The organism is Paraburkholderia sp. 22098 (assembly GCF_052045935.1).
GTDB classification, from domain to species: domain Bacteria; phylum Pseudomonadota; class Gammaproteobacteria; order Burkholderiales; family Burkholderiaceae; genus Paraburkholderia; species Paraburkholderia caledonica.
Genome location: NZ_JBQEPV010000008.1, coordinates 117,681 through 136,054, shown reverse-complemented (window position 1 = coordinate 136,054; position 18,374 = coordinate 117,681). Strand labels below are relative to the sequence as shown.

Sequence of the window (18,374 nt, the reverse complement as noted above, 5' to 3'; positions counted from 1 at the left end):
TTGTTTAACGCGCGTCGACGGCATCCTGCGTTATCGGTTCATAACGCGATGACAGGTGATCCCGGCTCTTGTGCGAACCCGCAGGGCTGCCGGGGCGGATCTTGAACCAGATCGCGAACATGGCCGGCAGGAACACGAGTGTGAGAATCGTCCCGGCGAACGTGCCGCCGATCAGCGTGTAAGCGAGGGTTCCCCAGAACACCGAATGCGTCAGCGGGATGAAGGCCAGGATCGCCGCCATCGCCGTGAGGATCACCGGGCGTGCACGCTGCACAGTGGCTTCGACGACCGCATTGAACGGATCGAGTCCGGCATTTTCGTTCTGGTGAATCTGCCCGATCAGGATCAGTGTGTTGCGCATCAGGATGCCCGAGAGCGCAATGAGTCCGACCAGTGCGTTGATGCCGAACGGCTGCCCGAACAGGATCAGTGTTGGCACTACGCCGATCAGGCCGAGTGGGCTCGTCATGAACACCATCACCATCGCGGAGATCGAACGCACCTGAAAGATGATGATGACCAGCGTGATCGCCAGCATGATCGGAAACAGCGGCAACATGGCGGTTGTTGCCTTGGCCGATTCCTCGATGGACCCCGCCTGCTCGATGCGATAGCCGCTGGGCAGCTTCGCGATGATCGGCTGAAGCTGCGCGGTGATGGCCGTTGAGACGTCCGGTGGCTGCAGGTTGTCGGCAATGTCGCCGCGTACCGTGATTGTCGGCACGCGGTCTCGCCAACGCGAGATCGGCTCCTCCATGCGTACATCGACCTTACCCACCTGCGACAGTGGAATACGCTGCCCGTTCGCGCCGGCCAGCGTGAAGTCGCCGAGCCGGGCAGGGTCGAGACGCACATCGCCTGCCGAACGGGCGATCACCTGCACCGTACGGATATCTTCACGCACGGCGGTGACAGGCGTGCCGGTTAGCAGGAACTGCAACTGTTGTGCGACGGCGCTGGACGTCAGTCCCACCGCCTGCAAGCGATCCTGTTGCAAGACAAAATGCAACGCTGGTGAGCGCGTGCCCCAGTCGGTATTGACCGTGCGCATCATCGGACTTGCCTGCATCACCCGCTCAACTTCAGCGGCGATTCCACGCAGCTTGTCCGGGTCCGGGCCGGTGACGCGATAGGCGACCGGAAACGGCGAATACGGCCCGAACACGAGTTGCGTGACGCGCACGCGTGCTTCGGGAACGAGACCGTCGGCGATGGCTCGACGCAGTCGCGCCTTCAATGCATCGCGTTCCTCCTGACTGTCAGTGCGGATCACGATTTTCGCGAACGACGGATCGGGCAGTTCCGGTCCCATGGCCAGGAAAAAGCGCGGCGCACCTTGCCCGACGTAAGCCGTGACGATCCTGGCTTCCTTCTGTCCGGACAACCATGCCTCCACCTTTTGCGAGGCGGCGCTGGTCTGTGAAATCGATGTGCCGTAGGGCATCTGCACTTCGACCAGCACTTCGGGACGGTCGGAGATCGGGAAGAACTGCTTCTTGACCACGCCCATGCCGAGGATGGCCAGGGCGAAGAGGGTAACGACCGAACCGGCGACCAGCCATTTGCGCGCGATGACGCGCGTGAGCACCTGACGGAAGCGGTTGTAGCGCGGCGTGTCATAGATTGCGTCGTGCCCGCCATCGACCTTTTTGAAGTCGGGCAGCATCTTCACGCCGAGATAGGGCGTGAAGACCACGGCCACGACCCAGGATGCGATCAGCGCTATGCCGACGATCCAGAACATGTTGCTCGTGTATTCGCCTGCGGTGGACCTCGCGAAGCCGTTGGGCATGAAGCCGACCGCGGTCACCAGCGTGCCCGACAGCATGGGTGCGGCAGTATGACTCCAGGCATAGGCGGAGGCGGCCACACGGCTGTAGCCTTCCTCCATTTTCACCACCATCATTTCAATAGCGATGATCGCGTCGTCCACCAGCAGGCCCAACGCCAGAATCAGGGACCCCAGGGTGATGCGGTCGAAGTTCTTGCCGGTCGCGGCCATCACCACGAACACGACGGCCAGCGTCAACGGCACGGCGGCGGCAACCACCAGGCCCGCGCGCCAGCCCATGCTCACGAAGCTCACGAACATGACCACTAGCAGGGCGACGAAAAACTTGAGCATGAACTCGTCGACCGCCGAATGAATGTTGACGGCCTGATCGGTGACCTTCGTCAGACTCATGCCCAGCGGCAGCCCGCCGTTGATTGCGCCGACCTCGCTGTCCAGTGCCTTGCCGAGATCGAGACCGTTCCAGCCGTCGCGCATGACGATGCCGAGCAGCAGCGCGGGTTCGCCGTTGTTGCGGATCAGGAATGTCGCCGGATCTTCATAACCGCGCTCGACGGTGGCAATGTCCGACAGCTTCAGCGTGCGGCCCTGCACGACGACCGGCGTGTCGCGGATCTTCTGCAGGTTGTCGAAGGCGCCGTCGAGGCGAATGAACACTTCCGGACCTTTGGTCTCCACCGAGCCGGCCGGCGTCAGCGCGTTCTGGCCATTGAGCGCGGCGAACACGTCCTGAGGGCTGACGCCGAGCGTTGCCAGCCGGTCATGCGAGAACTGGACGTAGATGCGCTCGGCCTGCTCGCCGATGATGTTGACCTTCTTCACGCCCGGCACGTGGAGCAACCGCTGGCGCAGCGTCTCTCCATCGCGCACGAGCAGCCGTTGCGGTTCGCCCCGCGCCTTCAGTGCAAAAAGCGCAAACGTGACATCCGCGTATTCGTCGTTGACCATTGGGCCGATCACGCCAGCCGGAAGGTTGACTGCCTCGTCGCCGATTTTTTTCCGGGCCTGGTAAAACTCCTCCTGCACTTCCGACGGAGGTGTGCTGTCGAGCAACGTCAGCGTTGTGAAGGCCAGGCCGGGCCGCGTGTAGGTCTCGGTGCGGTCGTACCAGCGCAACTCCTGCATGCGCTTTTCGATTTTCTCGGCGACCTGATCGTGCATCTCCTGCGCGGTGGCCCCCGGCCATACACTGACGATGGTCATCACCTTGATGGTGAACGCCGGGTCTTCGGCGCGGCCCAGCTTGAAGAACGATAGCAGTCCGGCCAGCGATATCAGGCAGATCAGGAACAGGGTGATGGAACGCTCGCGCACGGCGAGCGCCGACAGATTGAATCGGCCTTCGCTCACGGACGTGCTCCTTCGTTCGCCATCGCGACGGCCTGGGCGGACACGCGCACCTGCTCGCCTTCGCGCAGCAAATGGGCACCGAGGGCAATGACGCGATCGCCTTGCTCCAACTTACCGGACACGCGCGCACTGTCGTCGCCCAGATGAAGGACCGTCACCGGCCGCCATGCAACCCTGGCCGGCTCGCCGTTGACGACCCACACGCCGGACCCTTTGCCCGCGTCGAGCACCGCGCCGATCGGCACCTGCATGCCGTCCTGGAGCGCCACACGTGCGTCCGGTATCTCGATCGTGACGGTCGCGCCTAGCGGCGCGTCGGCCAGCGCACCCTGCAACACATAACGCGCTTCGAAGGTGCGGGTACGCGGATCTGCCGTATCCGAGAGCTGGCGCAGCGTGGCTGGCACGCTGGCGCCGCTGTCGCCGAACAGGGCCGCCTGGGCGACCGACCCGATGACGGGACGCAGAGTTTCCGGAAGCTGGATCACAGCCTCGCGGCGGCCCGCGTGGGCCAGTCGCACCACGGGCTGTCCGGCGCTGACGACCTGGCCCGGTTCGGCCAGCGTTTCCATCACGACGCCATCGCCGTCTGCCACGAGATCGGCGTAGCCCGTCGCATTGCGCGCCACGTCGGCGTCAGCCTCGGCCGCGCTGAGCTGCGCCTTGGCTGCGTCGGCGGCCGCCTTCGCCTGATCGTAGGCCGAAGCCGAAATTGCACCCGTGCCGCGCAGGTCACGATACCGCGCCTCGTCCTGCGCGGTCTGCTGCGCTCGCGCCCGGGCAGCGGTGACCGCCTCCTGCCGGGCCTGTGCGGCCAGCTTGAGATCGATGGGGTCGAGGCGCATCAGCAGCTGGCCGCGCCTGACCGTTTGGCCGGCGTCCACCCGCCGTTCCAGCACCTTGCCGGAAACACGGAAACCCAGGTCGCCTTGGACGCGTGCCGCGACGGTCCCCGTGAATGAGCGGGACGCGGGCACGGCGCGCTGAACGATGGCGGTGCGCACCAGCGGCACCTCGGTGCGTGGATCAGACGGTGCTTTTTCGCCGCAGGCCGCTAGCGCAAACGGCAGCGCACAGGCGAGTGCGGAAGTGGCGAGGCGACGCGAGAACATGAAAGTCCCATCGGTGAGGTGATGAAGGACTTCATTCTGGTTCTAGTGACCAATTAAGTCAAGAGTCACAACTGGCGATCGCGTCAGGGCGACAGACTTCGCAGTACCAGACTGGATAGCTGTGCAGGCGCGACATCGGTGGTGTCGCGGTTGTACTGCAGAAGCAACGGGTTGAGATAAGGGCGCAATACCAGGTAGATCGCCATCGCGGTTTCGTCCAATGGTGTCTTGCGCTCGAAGTCTCCGCTTTGCCTGCCTTCCTGCAGAATTTCCTGGAGCAACTGCTGAACGCGTGCTTCATAGGCTTGCACGGCCTGCCAGTTTTCCGTGGCGGCCGACGCTGCGATGTCATAGAGCTTGCGGTCCCGGAAAAACAGCCTGAGGCTCGCATCGGTAAAGACTTTGAAGATCCGTCGTAACTTCTCAGGCGGCAGATCGGTCTCTGCGACGGCTGCACGCACCTCGCTTTCGATTTCGCGCAGGCAGTTGATGCAGATCATCTCGCCAATGGCCTGCTTGGACTCGAAGAACTTGTAGATGTAGGCCTTGGAAAACCCGATTGCCTTGGCAAGGTCGGAGACCGTTGTTTTCTCGTAGCCATACCGGCTGAAGTGCTCGGTAGCGGCGGCAACGATCTGGTCCCGTACTTCGTGATCAGCCGGGCCGCGCGCGGGAACTGCGGAAGGCGTGGGAATGTTTTTCATGGACTAAGCATACAGGAATGGACAACTAGTGACTATTTGGTATTATAGTCACAGTTAGAATCACGCAGAGACGCTCATGCTACCCAAACATCTCCTTGCCGCGCTCATTGCTGCCAGCCTGTCGGCGGGCTGCGCTGTCGGTCCCGACTATATCCGGCCTGATGTGGCCATGCCGGACCATTTTCTGGGCCAGGCCGCGGTAGATCACCGCCAGGCAGCCGGGAGTGCAGACTTGATCACGTGGTGGACGGGTTTCGGGGATCCGCAACTCGCACGATTCATTACGCTTGCGCTGGAGCAGAACCTGGACCTCGCGCAAGCCGCCGCGCGCGTCTCGCAGGCGCGCGCGGGACTCGGGGCAGCGAATGCGGCGCTGCTGCCTTCTGGCAATGTCAGCGGCCAGGCGGCCCGGGTCTACCAGTCGGTTGAAACTCCGCTGGGACGTGTGCTGAATTCAACGCCCGGTTTCGATCGCTACGGCAACGACTACGAAGCCAATCTCAGCGCGAGCTGGGAACTGGATGTGTTTGGCGGCCTGCGCCGCGGGCGGGAAGCGGCGCAGGCCGACTATCAGGCTTCAGAGGCGGGCGAAGCGGCCACGCGCCTGGCTGTGGCAGCACAGACCGCCGACATTTACATCACGATTCGCGGATTGCAGGCTCGTCTGCAGGTGGCCCGCAAGCAGGTGCAGACACAGCAGGATTTGCTCTCGACCATTAACCTTTTGTACGGAAAGGGGCTCGCGGCCGATCTTCAGGTGAGCCAGGCCGAAGGCGCGCTGGCGCAGGTGAAGGCATCCATCCCGGTGCTGGAGGCCGGTCTCGATGCGGCCATGAACGCGCTGGACGTGATGCTGGGTGCACAGCCCGGCACGCATCGGGCGGAACTCCTCGAAGGCGGCGATATCCCGGCCGCTCCGCGATTCGCAGACACCGGATCGCCAGGCGAGTTGCTCAGGCGTCGCCCCGATCTGATCGTGGCCGAGCGGCGCCTCGCTGCATCGAACGCGCGTATCGGCGTGGCAATCGCTGAGTATTACCCCAAGCTGTCGCTCAGTGGACTGATTGGGAGCGCCACCTCGGTGGCCAGCGGCAACCTGTTCAGTAGCGGCGCCAGTCAGGGCGCCGGCGTGCTGGGTCTGCGCTGGCGTCTGTTCGACTTCGGGCGCATCAATGCGCAGATCAATGCAGCCAAAGGACAGGACGCCGAGTTGCTCGCCGCATATCGGCTTGCCGCATTGCACGCAACGGAGGACGTCGAGAATTCTTTCTCTGCACTCGTGAAGCGCGAGGAGCAGGCCGCCGTTCTCGCGCAAGGTGTGAACTCGCTCGGTCGGGCGCGAGCCGCCTCGTTTGCGGCCTACCAAAAAGGTGTCGTCAGCCTGATCGAGGTCCTGCAGGCCGACGACAACCTGCTACGCGCCTCGGATGCGCGGGTGCAGGCGCAAACGGAATCGGCACGCGCAGCGGTTGCCGCGTTCAAGGCGCTCGGAGGAGGGTGGCAACCTACCGATCCGGGGGCCGTTGCAAGCCGATAGGACTACCGCTGCCAGCGGGCTGCAGTCGGCACTTCCATTTGCAAAAGGCCTCCTTGAGCGCCGCGTTCTCGTGTTCCAATTCACCGATAAGTTGAAGCCGTGCATCCATGTCAGCGATGCGAAAGCGCCTGTGCCGACTGAAGTAGATCCTCCAGCATCGACTGACGGCGTTCCGGGTCTGTGTCGCGGCCCGTCATGAAGCACAGTGCCGCGATCGGTATGCCCGCGCGGTCGCGAACGGGCGCGGCCATGCAAAGCCGGAACGCGTTGGACAGGCCTTCCGTGCAGCAATAGCCAAGTGCTTTCGCGTTCTGCACATCGCGCATGAATTCGTCGAAATCGATGCGCACGCCGTTGTCGAGCACGAAGTCATCTGCAGGAATGAGGGCGCGGATGGCGTCGGCGCTCATGTGACCGAGCAGCAGGCGTCCGGTCGCGGTCCACGGAATCGGCACACGCACGCCGATATCCGAGCTGATGTTGAACGGCCGCGCACTGTTCTCCGATAACACGACCGAGTACTTGTTCCCTTCGAGCATGCACAACTGCGTGGTCTCGTCGTACTTGCGAACGAGCGCGAGAATAGACTGATGCGCGCGGCTGATGAGGTCGTTGTGCGTCGCATAGTCCGAGCCGTAGTAATGCATCTCGCGCCCGAAGAACACATTGCCGTCCGCCGATGTTTCGAGCCAGCCCACTTCGGTGAGAATGGCAACGAGTTCGTAGATGCTTGAACGCGGCGAGCCGGTCGCTTCGATCAGCTCGCGCATCGTCATGGGCCGCTGCGCCTGATGCAGCTTTCTGAAGATATCGATGACACGGTCCACGCCTCGCGCGCGCGACGATTCCGTTACTGCCATTCGTTCACCCTTCAATGATCGAGTACACGGCTGAGAAACTGCCGCGTGCGTTCGTTCGACGGGTTGACGAAGATTTGCTCCGGATCGCCTTGCTCTGCAATTACGCCCTTGTCCATGAACAGGACGCGATCCGCCGTCTTGCGCGCAAAGCCCATTTCATGGGTCACGACGACCATCGTCATGCCGTCGCGCGCGAGGCCGCGCATCACTTCCGTCACTTCGCCGACGAGTTCGGGATCGAGTGCGGATGTGGCTTCATCGAAGAACATGATGCCGGGTTCGACCGCCAGCGCCCGCGCGATCGCGACACGCTGCTGCTGTCCGCCCGACAACTGGCTCGGATAATGCGATGCGCGATCCGCGAGCCCCACGCGGTCGAGCGAATCCATTGCGCGTTTGCGGGCATCGGCGGGCGACATGCCGCGCGCCTTGATCAGCGCAAGGGTGACATTGCCGAGCGCGGTCTTATGCGGGAACAAGTTGAATTGCTGAAACACCATGCCGACGTGGCCGCGAATTTCTCGCGCGCGCTTCGGATCGTGCAGGGGCACTTCGTTGACCCACACTTCGCCGGAGTCCGTCGTCTCCAGTCCGGCCATGATGCGCAGCACTGTGCTCTTGCCCGAACCGGATGCGCCGATCAGCACGAGTACTTCGCCTGCGCGCACGTCGAGATTGATGTCGTTGAGAACGCGCGTCGCGCCAAATGACTTGCTCACGCCCGACAGCGAAATGACGGGCTTGTTATGAATGGAATCGCTCACGTAAGTCTCCGGCGGTCATGATGGCGCACCCATTGCGAAAGCGGGAAGCACACGACGAAATAGATCAGCGCGACGAGTCCGTAAATCTCGACCGGCTTGCCGACGCGATCCACGATCGCCTGGCCACCGTGCATCAGTTCGGACATGCCGATCATGCTGACGATCGACGTATCCTTGATGAGGGACAAATACTGCCCGACGAGCGGCGGCAACACGATGCGTCCGGTCTGCGGTAACACGACCGAGGCGAAGGTCTGTATGCGCGATAGGCCGAGAATCTGCGAGACTTCCCACTGTCCCTTCGGCACTGACTCGATGCCCGCGCGAAAAACTTCCGCGATATACGCGCCCTGATACACGCTCAACCCGATCACGCCCGCGGCAAAGACATCGATTGCATAGCCGAAGTACGAGACGCCGAAGTAGATGAACATCAGCGTGATGAGTACGGGCGTACCGCGAAACAACTCCGTATAGAGCTTCGCGATCCGGTCCGTGCCCCACGGCCCGAACGAGCGCAACACCGCAGCGAGCAGGCCGATGAGCGTGCTCCCCACGATCGCCGCGATCGATAGGAGCAGCGTCGTCACGAGACCTTGCAGCAAAATTGACAGGCTGTTTTTCAGCAGTTCGAGTGACATGACTCAATCCCTCATGCACGATTCGCACGACGCAGCGTGAATCCGGCCCAACGCGCTCCCGGCCTCACGATGAGCGGCGGATGAAACATGCGTGCGCCGAGTTGACTGGCAATCCACGACAGCACATTGCTCAGCACCAGATACGCGACGAGCACGACCGCAAACGTCTGGACGTACAGGAGCGTGCGCGAATTGATCACGGTTGCGGTGCCGGTGAGTTCGGGCAATGCAATTGCCGACAACAGCGAAGTACCGAGCAACAACTGAATCAGATAATTGACGATGGCCGGATACACCGCACGCGCCGCCTGCGGCATCACGATCTCCTTGAAGATCTGCCCGCGTTCCAGCCCAAGAATGCCGGCTGCTTCAATCTGTCCGCGCGGCACCGATTGCATGCCCGCGCGAAACACTTCCGACAGATACGCGCCCACGTTCACGCCCAGCGCGATGACACCGGCCCAATATGCATCGAGCGCAATGCCCATCGACGGCAAGCCGAAGAACACGATGAAAATTTGCAGCAGCACCGGCGTATTGCGAATGGCTTCGACGTAAGCTCGCGCGATGAAGCGCACGATGGCCGACGGCGACATGCTGGCAAGCGCCGCGATCAGACCGAGCGCGAGCGCCAGCACGAACGACAGCAATGTGACCTGCAAGGTCAGCCAGCCGGCCTTCAGAAACTCGGGGACGTAGCCCCATAGCGTCAGCCATTGATAGTTCATCTGCGCCTCCGCTTCAGAACTGCGGATTGAGCGGATATCTCGGATCGACGCCGAACCACTTCTTGTACAACTGCGCATTCAGCTTCGATGCATTGATGTTGAACAGGAACAGGTTCAGATAGTTGAGCCACGCCTGGTCGCCGGCTTTCACGCCGAACGCGTTGTACTCGAGCGGCACGAGTGCTTCGTTCGTCACGGTCAGTTCCGGATCGAGCTTCGCCTGATACGCAAGGAAGTTGTTGTCCTCGATCATCGCATCGGCCTGGCCCTGCTTGACGGCGAGAATGGCCGCCTGCGAACTGTCGTATTCCTGAATCTTGACGGGGATGCCCATCGAGCGGACTTCGTCGCCATTGGTCGAGCCTTTCACCGTGGCGATGGTGCGCCCGTTCATGTCCTTCGCCGACTGGATGCCGCTGCTCTTCTTCACGAGCATCGCTTCGCTCGCGACAACGTACGGCGACGTGAATTCAACGACCTTCGCACGTTCGAGGTTGCGCGTGAAGTTGCAGAACACGACATCGACCTTGGCGGTCTGCAGGTTCGGGATGCGGTTCGCGCTAGTGGTGTTCACGACTTCGAGCTTCACGCCCATTTGCTTCGCCAGTTCCTTGGCAAGGTCGACGTCATAGCCGTCCGCATTGCCGTCTTTGTCGTAGAAGCCGAACGGCGCGAACGTAAGGCAGTCGCCGACGCGCAGCGTGCCGCGCTGAAGCACGGCTTGAAGCGTCGATGCAGGCGCCGCCGCCGCTGGACCTTGCTCGGGCGTCGCCACTTTCGTGCAGGCGGAGAGCGCGAGCAGTCCGCTCACAGCGGTTGCGGCAAACAGCAAGGCGGCCTTGGCGCCCTTGGTGGCGAGCTTCATGTTCAGGTCCTGATCGAGGGGTTGGTCTGAGAACCGCTCCCAGCGTGGCCTCGCGTTCGCGACATTTACCGTCGAAGCACTAGGTTGTCCGATATATCGGACAGTTATCTGGCGAGCCGGATTGATGGCCCAGTGTTGGACGCTAAAAAGGGCCGCGCAAGCGGCCCGAACCCTTATTGCTTCTGGAATTTTGTCGGGCTAGCCGATGATCGCGTTCGCGTGATCGTCTAGGGAGCCTGACGATTTTTTGCTCGGCCGACGATGCGTTGCGCAGCGCGGGCAGACAACGGCACGGTTTCCTTCTGTGACCGAATTCTTTCGAGAACTCGACGCGGTGCTAATTTGTTCATCGCTGATCCCAAGGTGGCTCGTCGCCGAACGCTTCTGCCAGATAATCGACAAAGCGGCGCACTTTCTCCGGTATGCGCCGCGCGCTCGGGTACACCGCCTGGATTGCAAGTTCAGCAGCATGATATTTCGGTAAGAGCGCGACCAGTTCGCCCCGGCGGATATGCTCGCCAAACACAAACGTGGGGCCATACGCGATTCCAGTTCCTGCAACTGCGGTGGCGAGCAGCATTTGAGTGTTGTTGGCAGCCATTCTGCAAGGCCCATCGATCAAATGCGGGCGCTTCTTCGCGTCGAACAGAGTCCAGTCACCTGTCGACACGGCTTGGCTGAATGCAAGGCGCTGCGCGCGACGCAGATCATCGGGTGTCCGCGGCGTTCCGTGTCGTTCCAGGTAGGCAGGCGAAGCGCACACGACCATTTTGCAAGGCGCGAGACGCCGCACCACGAGACCCTCGTCGCGCAGGCGTCCAATACGGATCGCCACGTCAACGCCGGCATTGATGAGATCGATATAACGATCTTCAAGCTGTATTTCCACATTCACTTCGGGATGATCGTCCAGATAGCGTCCGACGACCGCACCCAAATGCATCGCGCCAAAAGTGACGGGAGCCGCAACGCGCAGCACGCCTCGCGCAGCGACTTGTGAGTCACTTGCCTCCCGGTTTGCTTCGTCGAAAGACTCGAGAATGTGCTTACAGCGTTCGTAGTATGTCTGCCCCGTATCGGTAAGACTCAGGCGGCGCGTTGTGCGATGAAACAGCCGCGCGTTCAGTTCCGTCTCCAGCGCACTGACATGCTTTCCCGCCATGGCTGCCGATAGTCCGAAACGTCTCGCGGCTGCGGCGAAGCTGCCGTCCTCCACGGCGGCAACGAAAACACCAAGACTGGTCAATCGGTCCATTCGCCATTCCAATTCGATAATCATGTTATCGACTGTACGTACGGAACCGGGAATTATCAAGCTACGGGTTTGAATCTACGATTCGTACATTCCCAAACAGAGAAAGGTTCGAACATGGAAATCGAAACGAACGGCACGCGGATTCATGTGTCGCTGCGTGGCAGTGGCAACGTGGCGCTGGTTTTCCTGCATTACTACGGCGGCTCATCCCGGACATGGGATCGGGTTGCTGACGAATTGTCGGATCAGTACCGTGTCGTCGCGCCTGATCACCGCGGCTGGGGCCGTTCCTCGGCACCGGCAACCGGTTACCGGATCGCAGACCTTGCCGACGACGCCGAGGGTGTAATTGCAGCGTTAGGTCTGGAGCGTTATGTGTTGGTCGGACATTCGATGGGCGGCAAGGTAGCGCAACTCATCGCGTCCAGACGGCCAGCCGGGCTGATAGGTCTGGTCCTGGTTGCGCCGTCGCCTCCGTCTCCGACTTTGCTTACCGAAGAGGCGCGTGCAACTTTGGCAGGCGCGTATCAATCCCGTGAGTCAGTCGAGTTCGTAATCGATCATGTGCTCACCTCCAGGAAGATTGATGAGGAACTCCGGGCGCAGGTGATTGACGATAGCCTGAGAGGCGCGCCGCAGGCCAAGGCGGCATGGCCCAACGTCGCCATGAGCGAAGACATTACAGAAGAAGTCGCGTCGATCAACGTGCCGACGGTTGTCATTTCAGGCGAGCTTGACCAGGTCGATCGGATCGCAACGTTGCAGGCTGAACTGCTCACTCGCATTCCTCATGCGGCCATGCAGGTTATCCCCGAAACCGGGCATTTGTCGCCTCTGGAAGCTCCAGAGGAAGTCGCGCAAATCATCGCCGGATTCGTTAAGGCAGTCGTAGATAAGCTTGTCGCGTGACCGTGTCGACGACGATTGACGGAACAGCATCATGACGACCACGAAGGCGTCGGCGCTCACGGTCTTTCCCTCGCAGCAGGAATAGGAGCTATTCCCCGCCCGCTACTTCCGCGTGAGGTCGCGCGAGCGGAGGATACGCATCAACCAATGCACGAAATCATTGGCTCTCATGCAGCAGTACCTTTCGGCCGCCCAGGCGAGAGGATCGCTTCCAAACCTATCTGTTGAGGAAAACCATGACCCAAGCTCTGAAAGGCAAACTCGCCCTCGTTACGGGCGCTTCGCGCGGAATCGGCGCAGCCATTGCGGCACGTCTTGCGCATGACGGCGCATCGGTGATCGTTCACTATGCGTCAAGTCAGGCGCGGGCCGAAGCGGTCGTCAAGGAGATCCGCGATGCCGGCGGCGAGGCTGAAGCTGTGGGCGCCAACCTGTCGGAGCCGGAAGGCGTCAAAACACTGATCGATTCGTTGAACGGTGCGTTCGGTGGCCGCTTTGAGGGGCGGCTCGACATCCTCGTGAATAACGCAGGCACGGTCGAGTATGGACCGTTTCTCGAGTCTTCCGAAACGTCGTACGACACGCACTTCAACCTGAATGTTCGTGCGCCGATTGAGCTGGCAAAAGACGCGGCGGCACGAATGGTGGCGGCGGGCTGGGGACGCATTATCAACGTGGGCTCGGCCTTTGGCGAAGCCGCGCCGCTACCTGGCGTGACGCTCTACATAGCGTCGAAGTTCGCTCTCAGAGGCTTCACTCGCGGGTTGTCCCGCGAAGTCGGCAAGTACGGCGTGACCGTGAACGCCGTGCAGCCTGGTCCGATCGACACAGAACTTGCTCCGCAGCCCGGCACGGAAGACCACGCAACGATGACGAAGCTCGCAAGCGTGGGCCGTTTCGGCAAGCCGGCGGAAATCGCGGCGGCCGTAGCTTATCTTGCCAGCCCGGAAGCAGGCTATACGACCGGCGAGAGCCTGACTGTCGACGGTGGATGGATTGCCTGAACCGGGCTGCCAAGCTGAGTGCTATCCGAATGCCACGTGCATTTCGGAAAGCGCCGAACGGGTAAGAGTGCCAACGCGTGCTGACTGAAAGCGCGCGAAAAAATCCCGCCGGGCGGAGTGGCCGGCGGGCTCTTAGATCCGAACCTCGGTGACAAGTCCCGAGAATTCGGAAGGATAACGAACTACAATGGCTGGACCAACCGCCTGGTCTTGCCACTGCGCTTCCCTTATATGAAGCTGTCAGACACTGCAGTGCATCCGTCATGCGATCTGGGATTACGACTCCCGATCCGTGGACTCACGCCTTGGCAAGCTGCAGGCCGCCGAAATTCTGGATCGTGGGGATCTCGACTTTCGTGTACGTGTCAGTCTGCGTGACGGGTGCCACTACGACGCCCGGGCTGGCGAAGCCGCCGCCATAAGCAACATTGGCGTTGCCGAAGTTGTAGTTGCTGCCGCCGCGTACAGCGGACAAGGCCTTGGCGGACAGTTCTTCGGTATGGGCGATATCTTTGATGGTCAGTGAGGTCATGGTAGGTCTCCTGGAGCTGTTTCAGTTTCGGTTTAACGAGTGTGGTTCGACGTGCAAGCGGGGAGAGCGCACCTCGATCGGATCGAACGGCATCCGCTGTCAGCGCGACTCTCTGCGGCGCTTAACTTACGCCTTGGCAAGCTGCAGGCCGCCGAAGTTCTGGATCGTCGGGATCTCGACCTTCGTGTACGTGTCCGTCTGCGTGACGGGTGCGACCACGACGCCCGGGCTGGCGAAGCCGCCGCCGTAGGCAAGGTTGAGGTTTCCGGCGTTGTAGTTGCTGCCGCCGCGTACAGCGGACAGAGCCTTGGCGGAAAGTTCTTCGGTGTGGGCGATGTCTTTGATGGTCAGCGAGCTCATGGTAAATCTCCTGTGAAGGTCTTCGGTCTGGATGGAAGAGCACTATTTGTCGCGCTCACAGGGGTATTTGCATAGGGTGTGCCAACGTGAAGCGGGCAAGCTGGCAAAAATCGCGTAAGTCGCGGAATATAAAGGAAAAAAATAAAATCGTCCGCAAGCTTTTTCATACGGTTGCGGGCGTGAGGCAGCAAAAGGTGTCGTGGGATAGCAAACAGGTTTTGGCTGAGTGTCTGCCTTGAGTGAACGGCCGCGCATTCAAGCGCATTGATTCGTTCGAGTGACGGGGACTCGTCAGCCCCGACGGCACACAACGGGCCTTTGTGTTTGCCGATCGTGGTGGGAGGACGACATTCACGAGCCGCACGCCGGCGCAACCGATGCTCCCGCAATCCCGCACCGCGCGAGCGCATCCGCAACGAACCCCGACGCCTTCATGTCCTCGACGAAGTCACGCAGCGCTAACGCCGCCGTTGCTTCAGACGCTTTTTCGTTGCGCTCACGTTCGGGCAGTTCGAGCAGATGCAAGCGCTGCCTCGCGTGTTCGATAGCGCTCGCCGCGGGGCTGTAGCGAGTGGGCAAAGCTTTCCGAATCCGCCCGACGGCGATCGGCAAAATGCCTTAAAGTGCTATCGCGCCATCGGTAAGTAAAAAGACATGAAAAATATCATTGCCCCATTACCGGCTGAATTCGATATTCACCCGCTGCGAGTGGAGTTTCGAAACAAAGATGTCGAACGGAATTTCCAGGCTCATCACTTGCCACGCAATCAGGCAACATTGCGTACGACGCTTGTTTTTTGTTCCTTCTTCTACCTGGCGTTCGCTCTGACCGATGCCAGTGTTCTCGGTTATACGAGCGAGACGCTGCTGTTGTTTTTCGCCCGGATGTTCGTTGCGGTCACCGCGATGACCGGGCTGTATCTGGCGCGCACGCGGCCGGCATCGAGTGCCGTGCTTCAGCTCGCCGCAACTGCCGCTGAGATCGTCGGGATGGGTACATTCATGCTCATCGTGCAGCATCGGCCCGGCGAGATACCCTGGCATGCGATGTCCTTCAGCATCATGCTGATCGTTGTCTATGTCTTCATCCCGAACCGGCTGATCGTCTCGCAGACCATTGCCTTTTCCGCGACGGCGCTTTTCATCATCGTCGTCTCGAGCATGTTGACGCTCAGATTCTCCGACATGCTGACCATGTCCATGTTGCTTCTGCTGACAAACAGCTTCGGGCTGGTGGCGGCGCGCCGTTACCATCGACTGTGGCGGGATGAATATCGCGTGAGAGCGCTTTTGACTGATCAGGCAATGAAGGACCATCTGACCGGGTGTTATAACCGGCGCCATTTGCATGATGTTCTTCTTCCGACCGAACTCAAGCGGGCACAGCGCCACAGGCTTTCGTTCGCCGTCATCCTGTGCGACATCGACCACTTCAAATCCATCAACGACACGTTCGGCCACCTGTGCGGAGACGCTGTTTTACAGAATTGCTCTGCGGTCCTCCACAACTGTGTTCGTCGGCAGGTCGATTGCGTCGTTCGCTACGGCGGCGAGGAGTTCTTGCTGTTGCTGCCTGAAATGGACAAGACGGACGCGGTGCGTCTTGCCGAGCGCTTGAGGCTTTCTTGCGCGCAAACGCCGATCGAAGTTGGCGGACAGAGCGTTGCAGTCACGGCGAGCTTCGGGGTACTGGCGGTGGATCTCACATCCGGTGACGCAGAGGTCACAGAAGAAGCCATCATCGCCGCTGCGGACAAACTGCTATATCGTGCGAAGACGGAAGGGCGGAACAACATTCAGGCGGATAGTTTGCTTGACGGAAGGGGCAGGCGCCCGGTTTAGAGGGTGCTTCTATCGCTCACGGATGGGCGGCATCGGACCCAGCTACGGCCAAACACCCCGCCGAGGGGCAGGAGTCGGCAACATCTCGCGCCAGTCGATCACGAAGCCGACTCCCTGCAACAGCTACGCGTCCATCCAGCTGACATGTGCGCTCACCACGCGCCATCCGTCCTGCGTTCTGATCCAGGTCTGGCTCTGCCTGCCGACACGCGGCTCGTTATCGCGCCGAAACTCGATGTTGGCGACCGCAAACGAATCGCCATACGTAGTGACGACACGCGCCACGACAGTCCGCGCGAGCCCCTTGGCGGGGCGCGCGGCGCGAAATGCACGGATCGCGTCGTATCCGTACAGGTTTTCCGTCGCGCCGTATCGGAGCGTGTGCGGCGAATCGAAGAACAGCGTGTCGAGCATGGCGACGTCGTTGGTGACGAGAGCCTGCTCATAGGTGTCAAAGGCCGCGTTGACTTCGGCGAGCACGTCGGGCCGGTTGATATCGTTCATCGCTGCGCTCCCGCATGGGCGGCCAACTCGCTGAACGGCGGCGGAGGAGACACGGCAAGCTGTGCGGCTTCGAGACGCCGCGCCGCTTCGAAAGCGAGATCTTCGCGCCAGGGCGCGGCGATCAGTTGCACGCCGACAGGCAGCCCGCCGCGGGTTCGCATTGGGGCCGCAACGACAGGCAAGCCCAGACATGAAACAGGCTGCGTCAACATGCCCAGATTGGGCCTCACCGCGAGCCGCTCGCCGTTGACCTCCATGAACTCGTCGCCGATGCGTGGCGCAACGACAGGCGTGGCCGGCGCGATCAGCACGTCATAACGCTCGAAGAGTTCGAGCACACGGCGCCGCAACGCCGCGCGCACGCGCTGCGCCTGCACGATCCACGCGGCGGGCAGCAGCGCACCCGCTATCAGCCGATCGCGCGATAACGGCTCGCGAGCGCCATAGTGCGTGCGCAGGTTTTCCATGTGCAGTTGACCGCCTTCCGCGGCGGTGATCAGGAACGCTGCACCGCGTGCTGCGTCGGCGTCCGGATACTCGACGGTATGCGTGGCCGACAGCGCATGCGCGGCGGCATGCGAGGCTTCGCGCGCATCATCGTTTGCGTGGGTGTCGAAATAGCCGCCGAGACGCGCAACGCGGAGCGGGCCCGGACGGGTGTCAACGGATTCGAAGCCGCGCTGCGCACAGGCCGGGTCGAGCGCGTCCGTGCCTTGCAGCGCATCGTAGACGGCCGCGAGGTCGTCCACGGTGCGCGCGAAAGCGCCCATGTGATCGAGGCTCGCGACGAACGGCCATGTGCCGTGCCGAGACAGGCGGCCATAGGTGGGTTTGACGCCGAACACGCCGCACAGCGAAGCGGGCACGCGCACTGAGCCGTTTGTGTCGGTGCCGAGCGTGAGCGGCACGAACCCCGCCGCGACGGCAGCCGCGCTGCCGCCCGACGACCCGCCCGCGGACCGCGTCAGGTCGTGCGGATTGCGGCACGGTCCAGCGTGATGGTTCTCGGTCGTGAAGCCGTATGCGAACTCGTCCATATTGAGCGCGCCGACGAGGATCGCTCCCTGCGCGCAGAGGCGTTCGACGAGGGTCGCATCTGCCGCGGCGGGCGGTGCGCCGGCCAGCACGCGCGAACCGGCAAGCGTCGTCACCCCAGAGATGTCGAACAGATTCTTCGCCGCAAACGGAACGCCTGCCAGCGGCGGCAAGTTGTGGCCGCTGGCGCGGCGGGCATCGAGCGCGTCGGCTTCGGCGAGTGCGCGTTCACGCGTGACGGTGGTGAATGCGTTGACCTGCGTGTCGTAGGCGTCGATACGCGCAAGCGTCGCTTCGATCAGCTCGCGTGCGCTGAACGCACCTTGGGCGTACGCCCGCGCAATGGAGAGGGCGCTTTCCGCGCCGCTGCTAGAGGGTGTCATGGGCGATATACCGGAGCGGGTTCATCATTCGTGTCGACGGGATAGGCAAGGACAGGCGCTGCAAGCTGCGCGATGCGCGCGAACTGGGCTTTCACCTGCGCGGCGGCTTCGGCGGGAAGCACCGGGAAATGCAGTGCGAGCGCGGCGTCGACGTAGCGCTCGAGTGCGGTGTCGAAAGAAGAGGACATGACGTATCC

General features: G+C 61.7%; 18 protein-coding genes and 1 pseudogene. 4 read left to right on the top strand and 15 right to left on the bottom strand.

Features of this window, described 5'->3' with window-relative positions:
* Window positions 1–4 precede the first annotated feature (4 nt).
* The 3 genes from ACTJLB_RS18360 to ACTJLB_RS18350 form a co-directional block, all read right to left on the bottom strand.
* Window positions 5–3,142: an efflux RND transporter permease subunit gene (locus ACTJLB_RS18360; RefSeq protein ID WP_440784097.1), complete on the bottom strand. Its 3,138-nt coding sequence runs from the start codon at window positions 3,140–3,142 to the stop codon at window positions 5–7.
* Window positions 3,139–4,254 carry an efflux RND transporter periplasmic adaptor subunit gene (locus ACTJLB_RS18355; protein ID WP_440784095.1) on the bottom strand — a complete coding sequence of 372 codons (1,116 nt, stop codon included), beginning with the start codon at window positions 4,252–4,254 and terminating at the stop codon, window positions 3,139–3,141. The genes ACTJLB_RS18360 and ACTJLB_RS18355 overlap by 4 nt, the downstream gene beginning before the upstream one ends.
* 83 nt (window positions 4,255–4,337) lie before the next feature.
* Window positions 4,338–4,958, bottom strand: coding sequence for a TetR/AcrR family transcriptional regulator (locus ACTJLB_RS18350; RefSeq protein WP_214880241.1), 621 nt, complete (start codon window positions 4,956–4,958; stop codon window positions 4,338–4,340).
* A gap of 76 nt (window positions 4,959–5,034) precedes the next feature.
* Here ACTJLB_RS18350 and ACTJLB_RS18345 point away from each other — a divergent pair, with 76 nt between their 5' ends.
* The gene (locus ACTJLB_RS18345) at window positions 5,035–6,495 is read left to right on the top strand and encodes an efflux transporter outer membrane subunit (protein ID WP_440784093.1); all 1,461 of its coding nucleotides are present in this window, start codon (window positions 5,035–5,037) and stop codon (window positions 6,493–6,495) included.
* Window positions 6,496–6,605: 110 nt separating this feature from the next.
* On the opposite strand, the gene ACTJLB_RS18340 is transcribed toward ACTJLB_RS18345, so the two are convergent.
* The 6 genes from ACTJLB_RS18340 to ACTJLB_RS18315 form a co-directional block, all read right to left on the bottom strand.
* A complete protein-coding gene (locus tag ACTJLB_RS18340) occupies window positions 6,606–7,355 on the bottom strand; it encodes an IclR family transcriptional regulator (protein ID WP_392393596.1) in 750 nt (249 codons plus the stop codon).
* 11 nt (window positions 7,356–7,366) lie between these two features.
* Window positions 7,367–8,119 carry an amino acid ABC transporter ATP-binding protein gene (locus ACTJLB_RS18335; RefSeq protein WP_020070855.1) on the bottom strand — a complete coding sequence of 251 codons (753 nt, stop codon included), beginning with the start codon at window positions 8,117–8,119 and terminating at the stop codon, window positions 7,367–7,369.
* Window positions 8,116–8,760, bottom strand: coding sequence for an amino acid ABC transporter permease (locus tag ACTJLB_RS18330; protein ID WP_020070854.1), 645 nt, complete (start codon window positions 8,758–8,760; stop codon window positions 8,116–8,118). The genes ACTJLB_RS18335 and ACTJLB_RS18330 overlap by 4 nt, the downstream gene beginning before the upstream one ends.
* A gap of 11 nt (window positions 8,761–8,771) precedes the next feature.
* Window positions 8,772–9,488 carry an amino acid ABC transporter permease gene (locus tag ACTJLB_RS18325; protein WP_020070853.1) on the bottom strand — a complete coding sequence of 239 codons (717 nt, stop codon included), beginning with the start codon at window positions 9,486–9,488 and terminating at the stop codon, window positions 8,772–8,774.
* A 13-nt stretch (window positions 9,489–9,501) separates the two neighbouring features.
* Window positions 9,502–10,353 carry an ABC transporter substrate-binding protein gene (locus ACTJLB_RS18320; protein ID WP_020070852.1) on the bottom strand — a complete coding sequence of 284 codons (852 nt, stop codon included), beginning with the start codon at window positions 10,351–10,353 and terminating at the stop codon, window positions 9,502–9,504.
* Between the two features lie 346 nt (window positions 10,354–10,699).
* On the bottom strand, window positions 10,700–11,608 hold the full coding sequence (locus tag ACTJLB_RS18315; RefSeq protein WP_440784089.1) for a LysR substrate-binding domain-containing protein: 909 nt from the start codon (window positions 11,606–11,608) through the stop codon (window positions 10,700–10,702).
* A 114-nt stretch (window positions 11,609–11,722) separates the two neighbouring features.
* On the opposite strand from ACTJLB_RS18315, the gene ACTJLB_RS18310 reads away from it, so the two are divergent.
* The gene (locus ACTJLB_RS18310) at window positions 11,723–12,517 is read left to right on the top strand and encodes an alpha/beta fold hydrolase (RefSeq protein WP_440784087.1); all 795 of its coding nucleotides are present in this window, start codon (window positions 11,723–11,725) and stop codon (window positions 12,515–12,517) included.
* Window positions 12,518–12,753: 236 nt separating this feature from the next.
* Window positions 12,754–13,521, top strand: coding sequence for an SDR family NAD(P)-dependent oxidoreductase (locus ACTJLB_RS18305; protein WP_310350722.1), 768 nt, complete (start codon window positions 12,754–12,756; stop codon window positions 13,519–13,521).
* A gap of 298 nt (window positions 13,522–13,819) precedes the next feature.
* Here ACTJLB_RS18305 and ACTJLB_RS18300 read toward each other — a convergent pair whose 3' ends face one another.
* The 3 genes and pseudogenes from ACTJLB_RS18300 to ACTJLB_RS18290 all read right to left on the bottom strand — a co-directional run.
* Complete coding sequence (locus tag ACTJLB_RS18300) at window positions 13,820–14,053, bottom strand: hypothetical protein (RefSeq protein ID WP_020070439.1); 234 nt, start codon at window positions 14,051–14,053, stop codon at window positions 13,820–13,822.
* A 126-nt stretch (window positions 14,054–14,179) separates the two neighbouring features.
* A complete protein-coding gene (locus ACTJLB_RS18295; protein ID WP_020068015.1) occupies window positions 14,180–14,413 on the bottom strand; it encodes a hypothetical protein in 234 nt (77 codons plus the stop codon).
* A 351-nt stretch (window positions 14,414–14,764) separates the two neighbouring features.
* Window positions 14,765–14,881, bottom strand: a pseudogene (locus ACTJLB_RS18290) (ABC transporter substrate-binding protein); the annotation flags it as partial.
* Window positions 14,882–15,067: 186 nt separating this feature from the next.
* On the opposite strand from ACTJLB_RS18290, the gene ACTJLB_RS18285 reads away from it, so the two are divergent.
* The gene (locus tag ACTJLB_RS18285; protein WP_051120965.1) at window positions 15,068–16,255 is read left to right on the top strand and encodes a GGDEF domain-containing protein; all 1,188 of its coding nucleotides are present in this window, start codon (window positions 15,068–15,070) and stop codon (window positions 16,253–16,255) included.
* A gap of 123 nt (window positions 16,256–16,378) precedes the next feature.
* Here ACTJLB_RS18285 and hpxZ read toward each other — a convergent pair whose 3' ends face one another.
* Genes hpxZ through ACTJLB_RS18270 form a run of 3 tightly spaced genes read right to left on the bottom strand, consistent with a single transcriptional unit; the run spans window position 16,379 to window position 18,365 of the window.
* Entirely contained in the window at window positions 16,379–16,759 is a 381-nt protein-coding gene (gene hpxZ / locus ACTJLB_RS18280) for an oxalurate catabolism protein HpxZ (RefSeq protein WP_440784085.1), read from the bottom strand.
* Complete coding sequence (locus ACTJLB_RS18275) at window positions 16,756–18,177, bottom strand: AtzE family amidohydrolase (RefSeq protein WP_440784083.1); 1,422 nt, start codon at window positions 18,175–18,177, stop codon at window positions 16,756–16,758. The genes hpxZ and ACTJLB_RS18275 overlap by 4 nt, the downstream gene beginning before the upstream one ends.
* Window positions 18,174–18,365 carry a DUF4089 domain-containing protein gene (locus tag ACTJLB_RS18270; protein ID WP_087754915.1) on the bottom strand — a complete coding sequence of 64 codons (192 nt, stop codon included), beginning with the start codon at window positions 18,363–18,365 and terminating at the stop codon, window positions 18,174–18,176. Before ACTJLB_RS18270 ends, ACTJLB_RS18275 begins: the two co-directional genes overlap by 4 nt.
* Window positions 18,366–18,374: the final 9 nt, after the last annotated feature.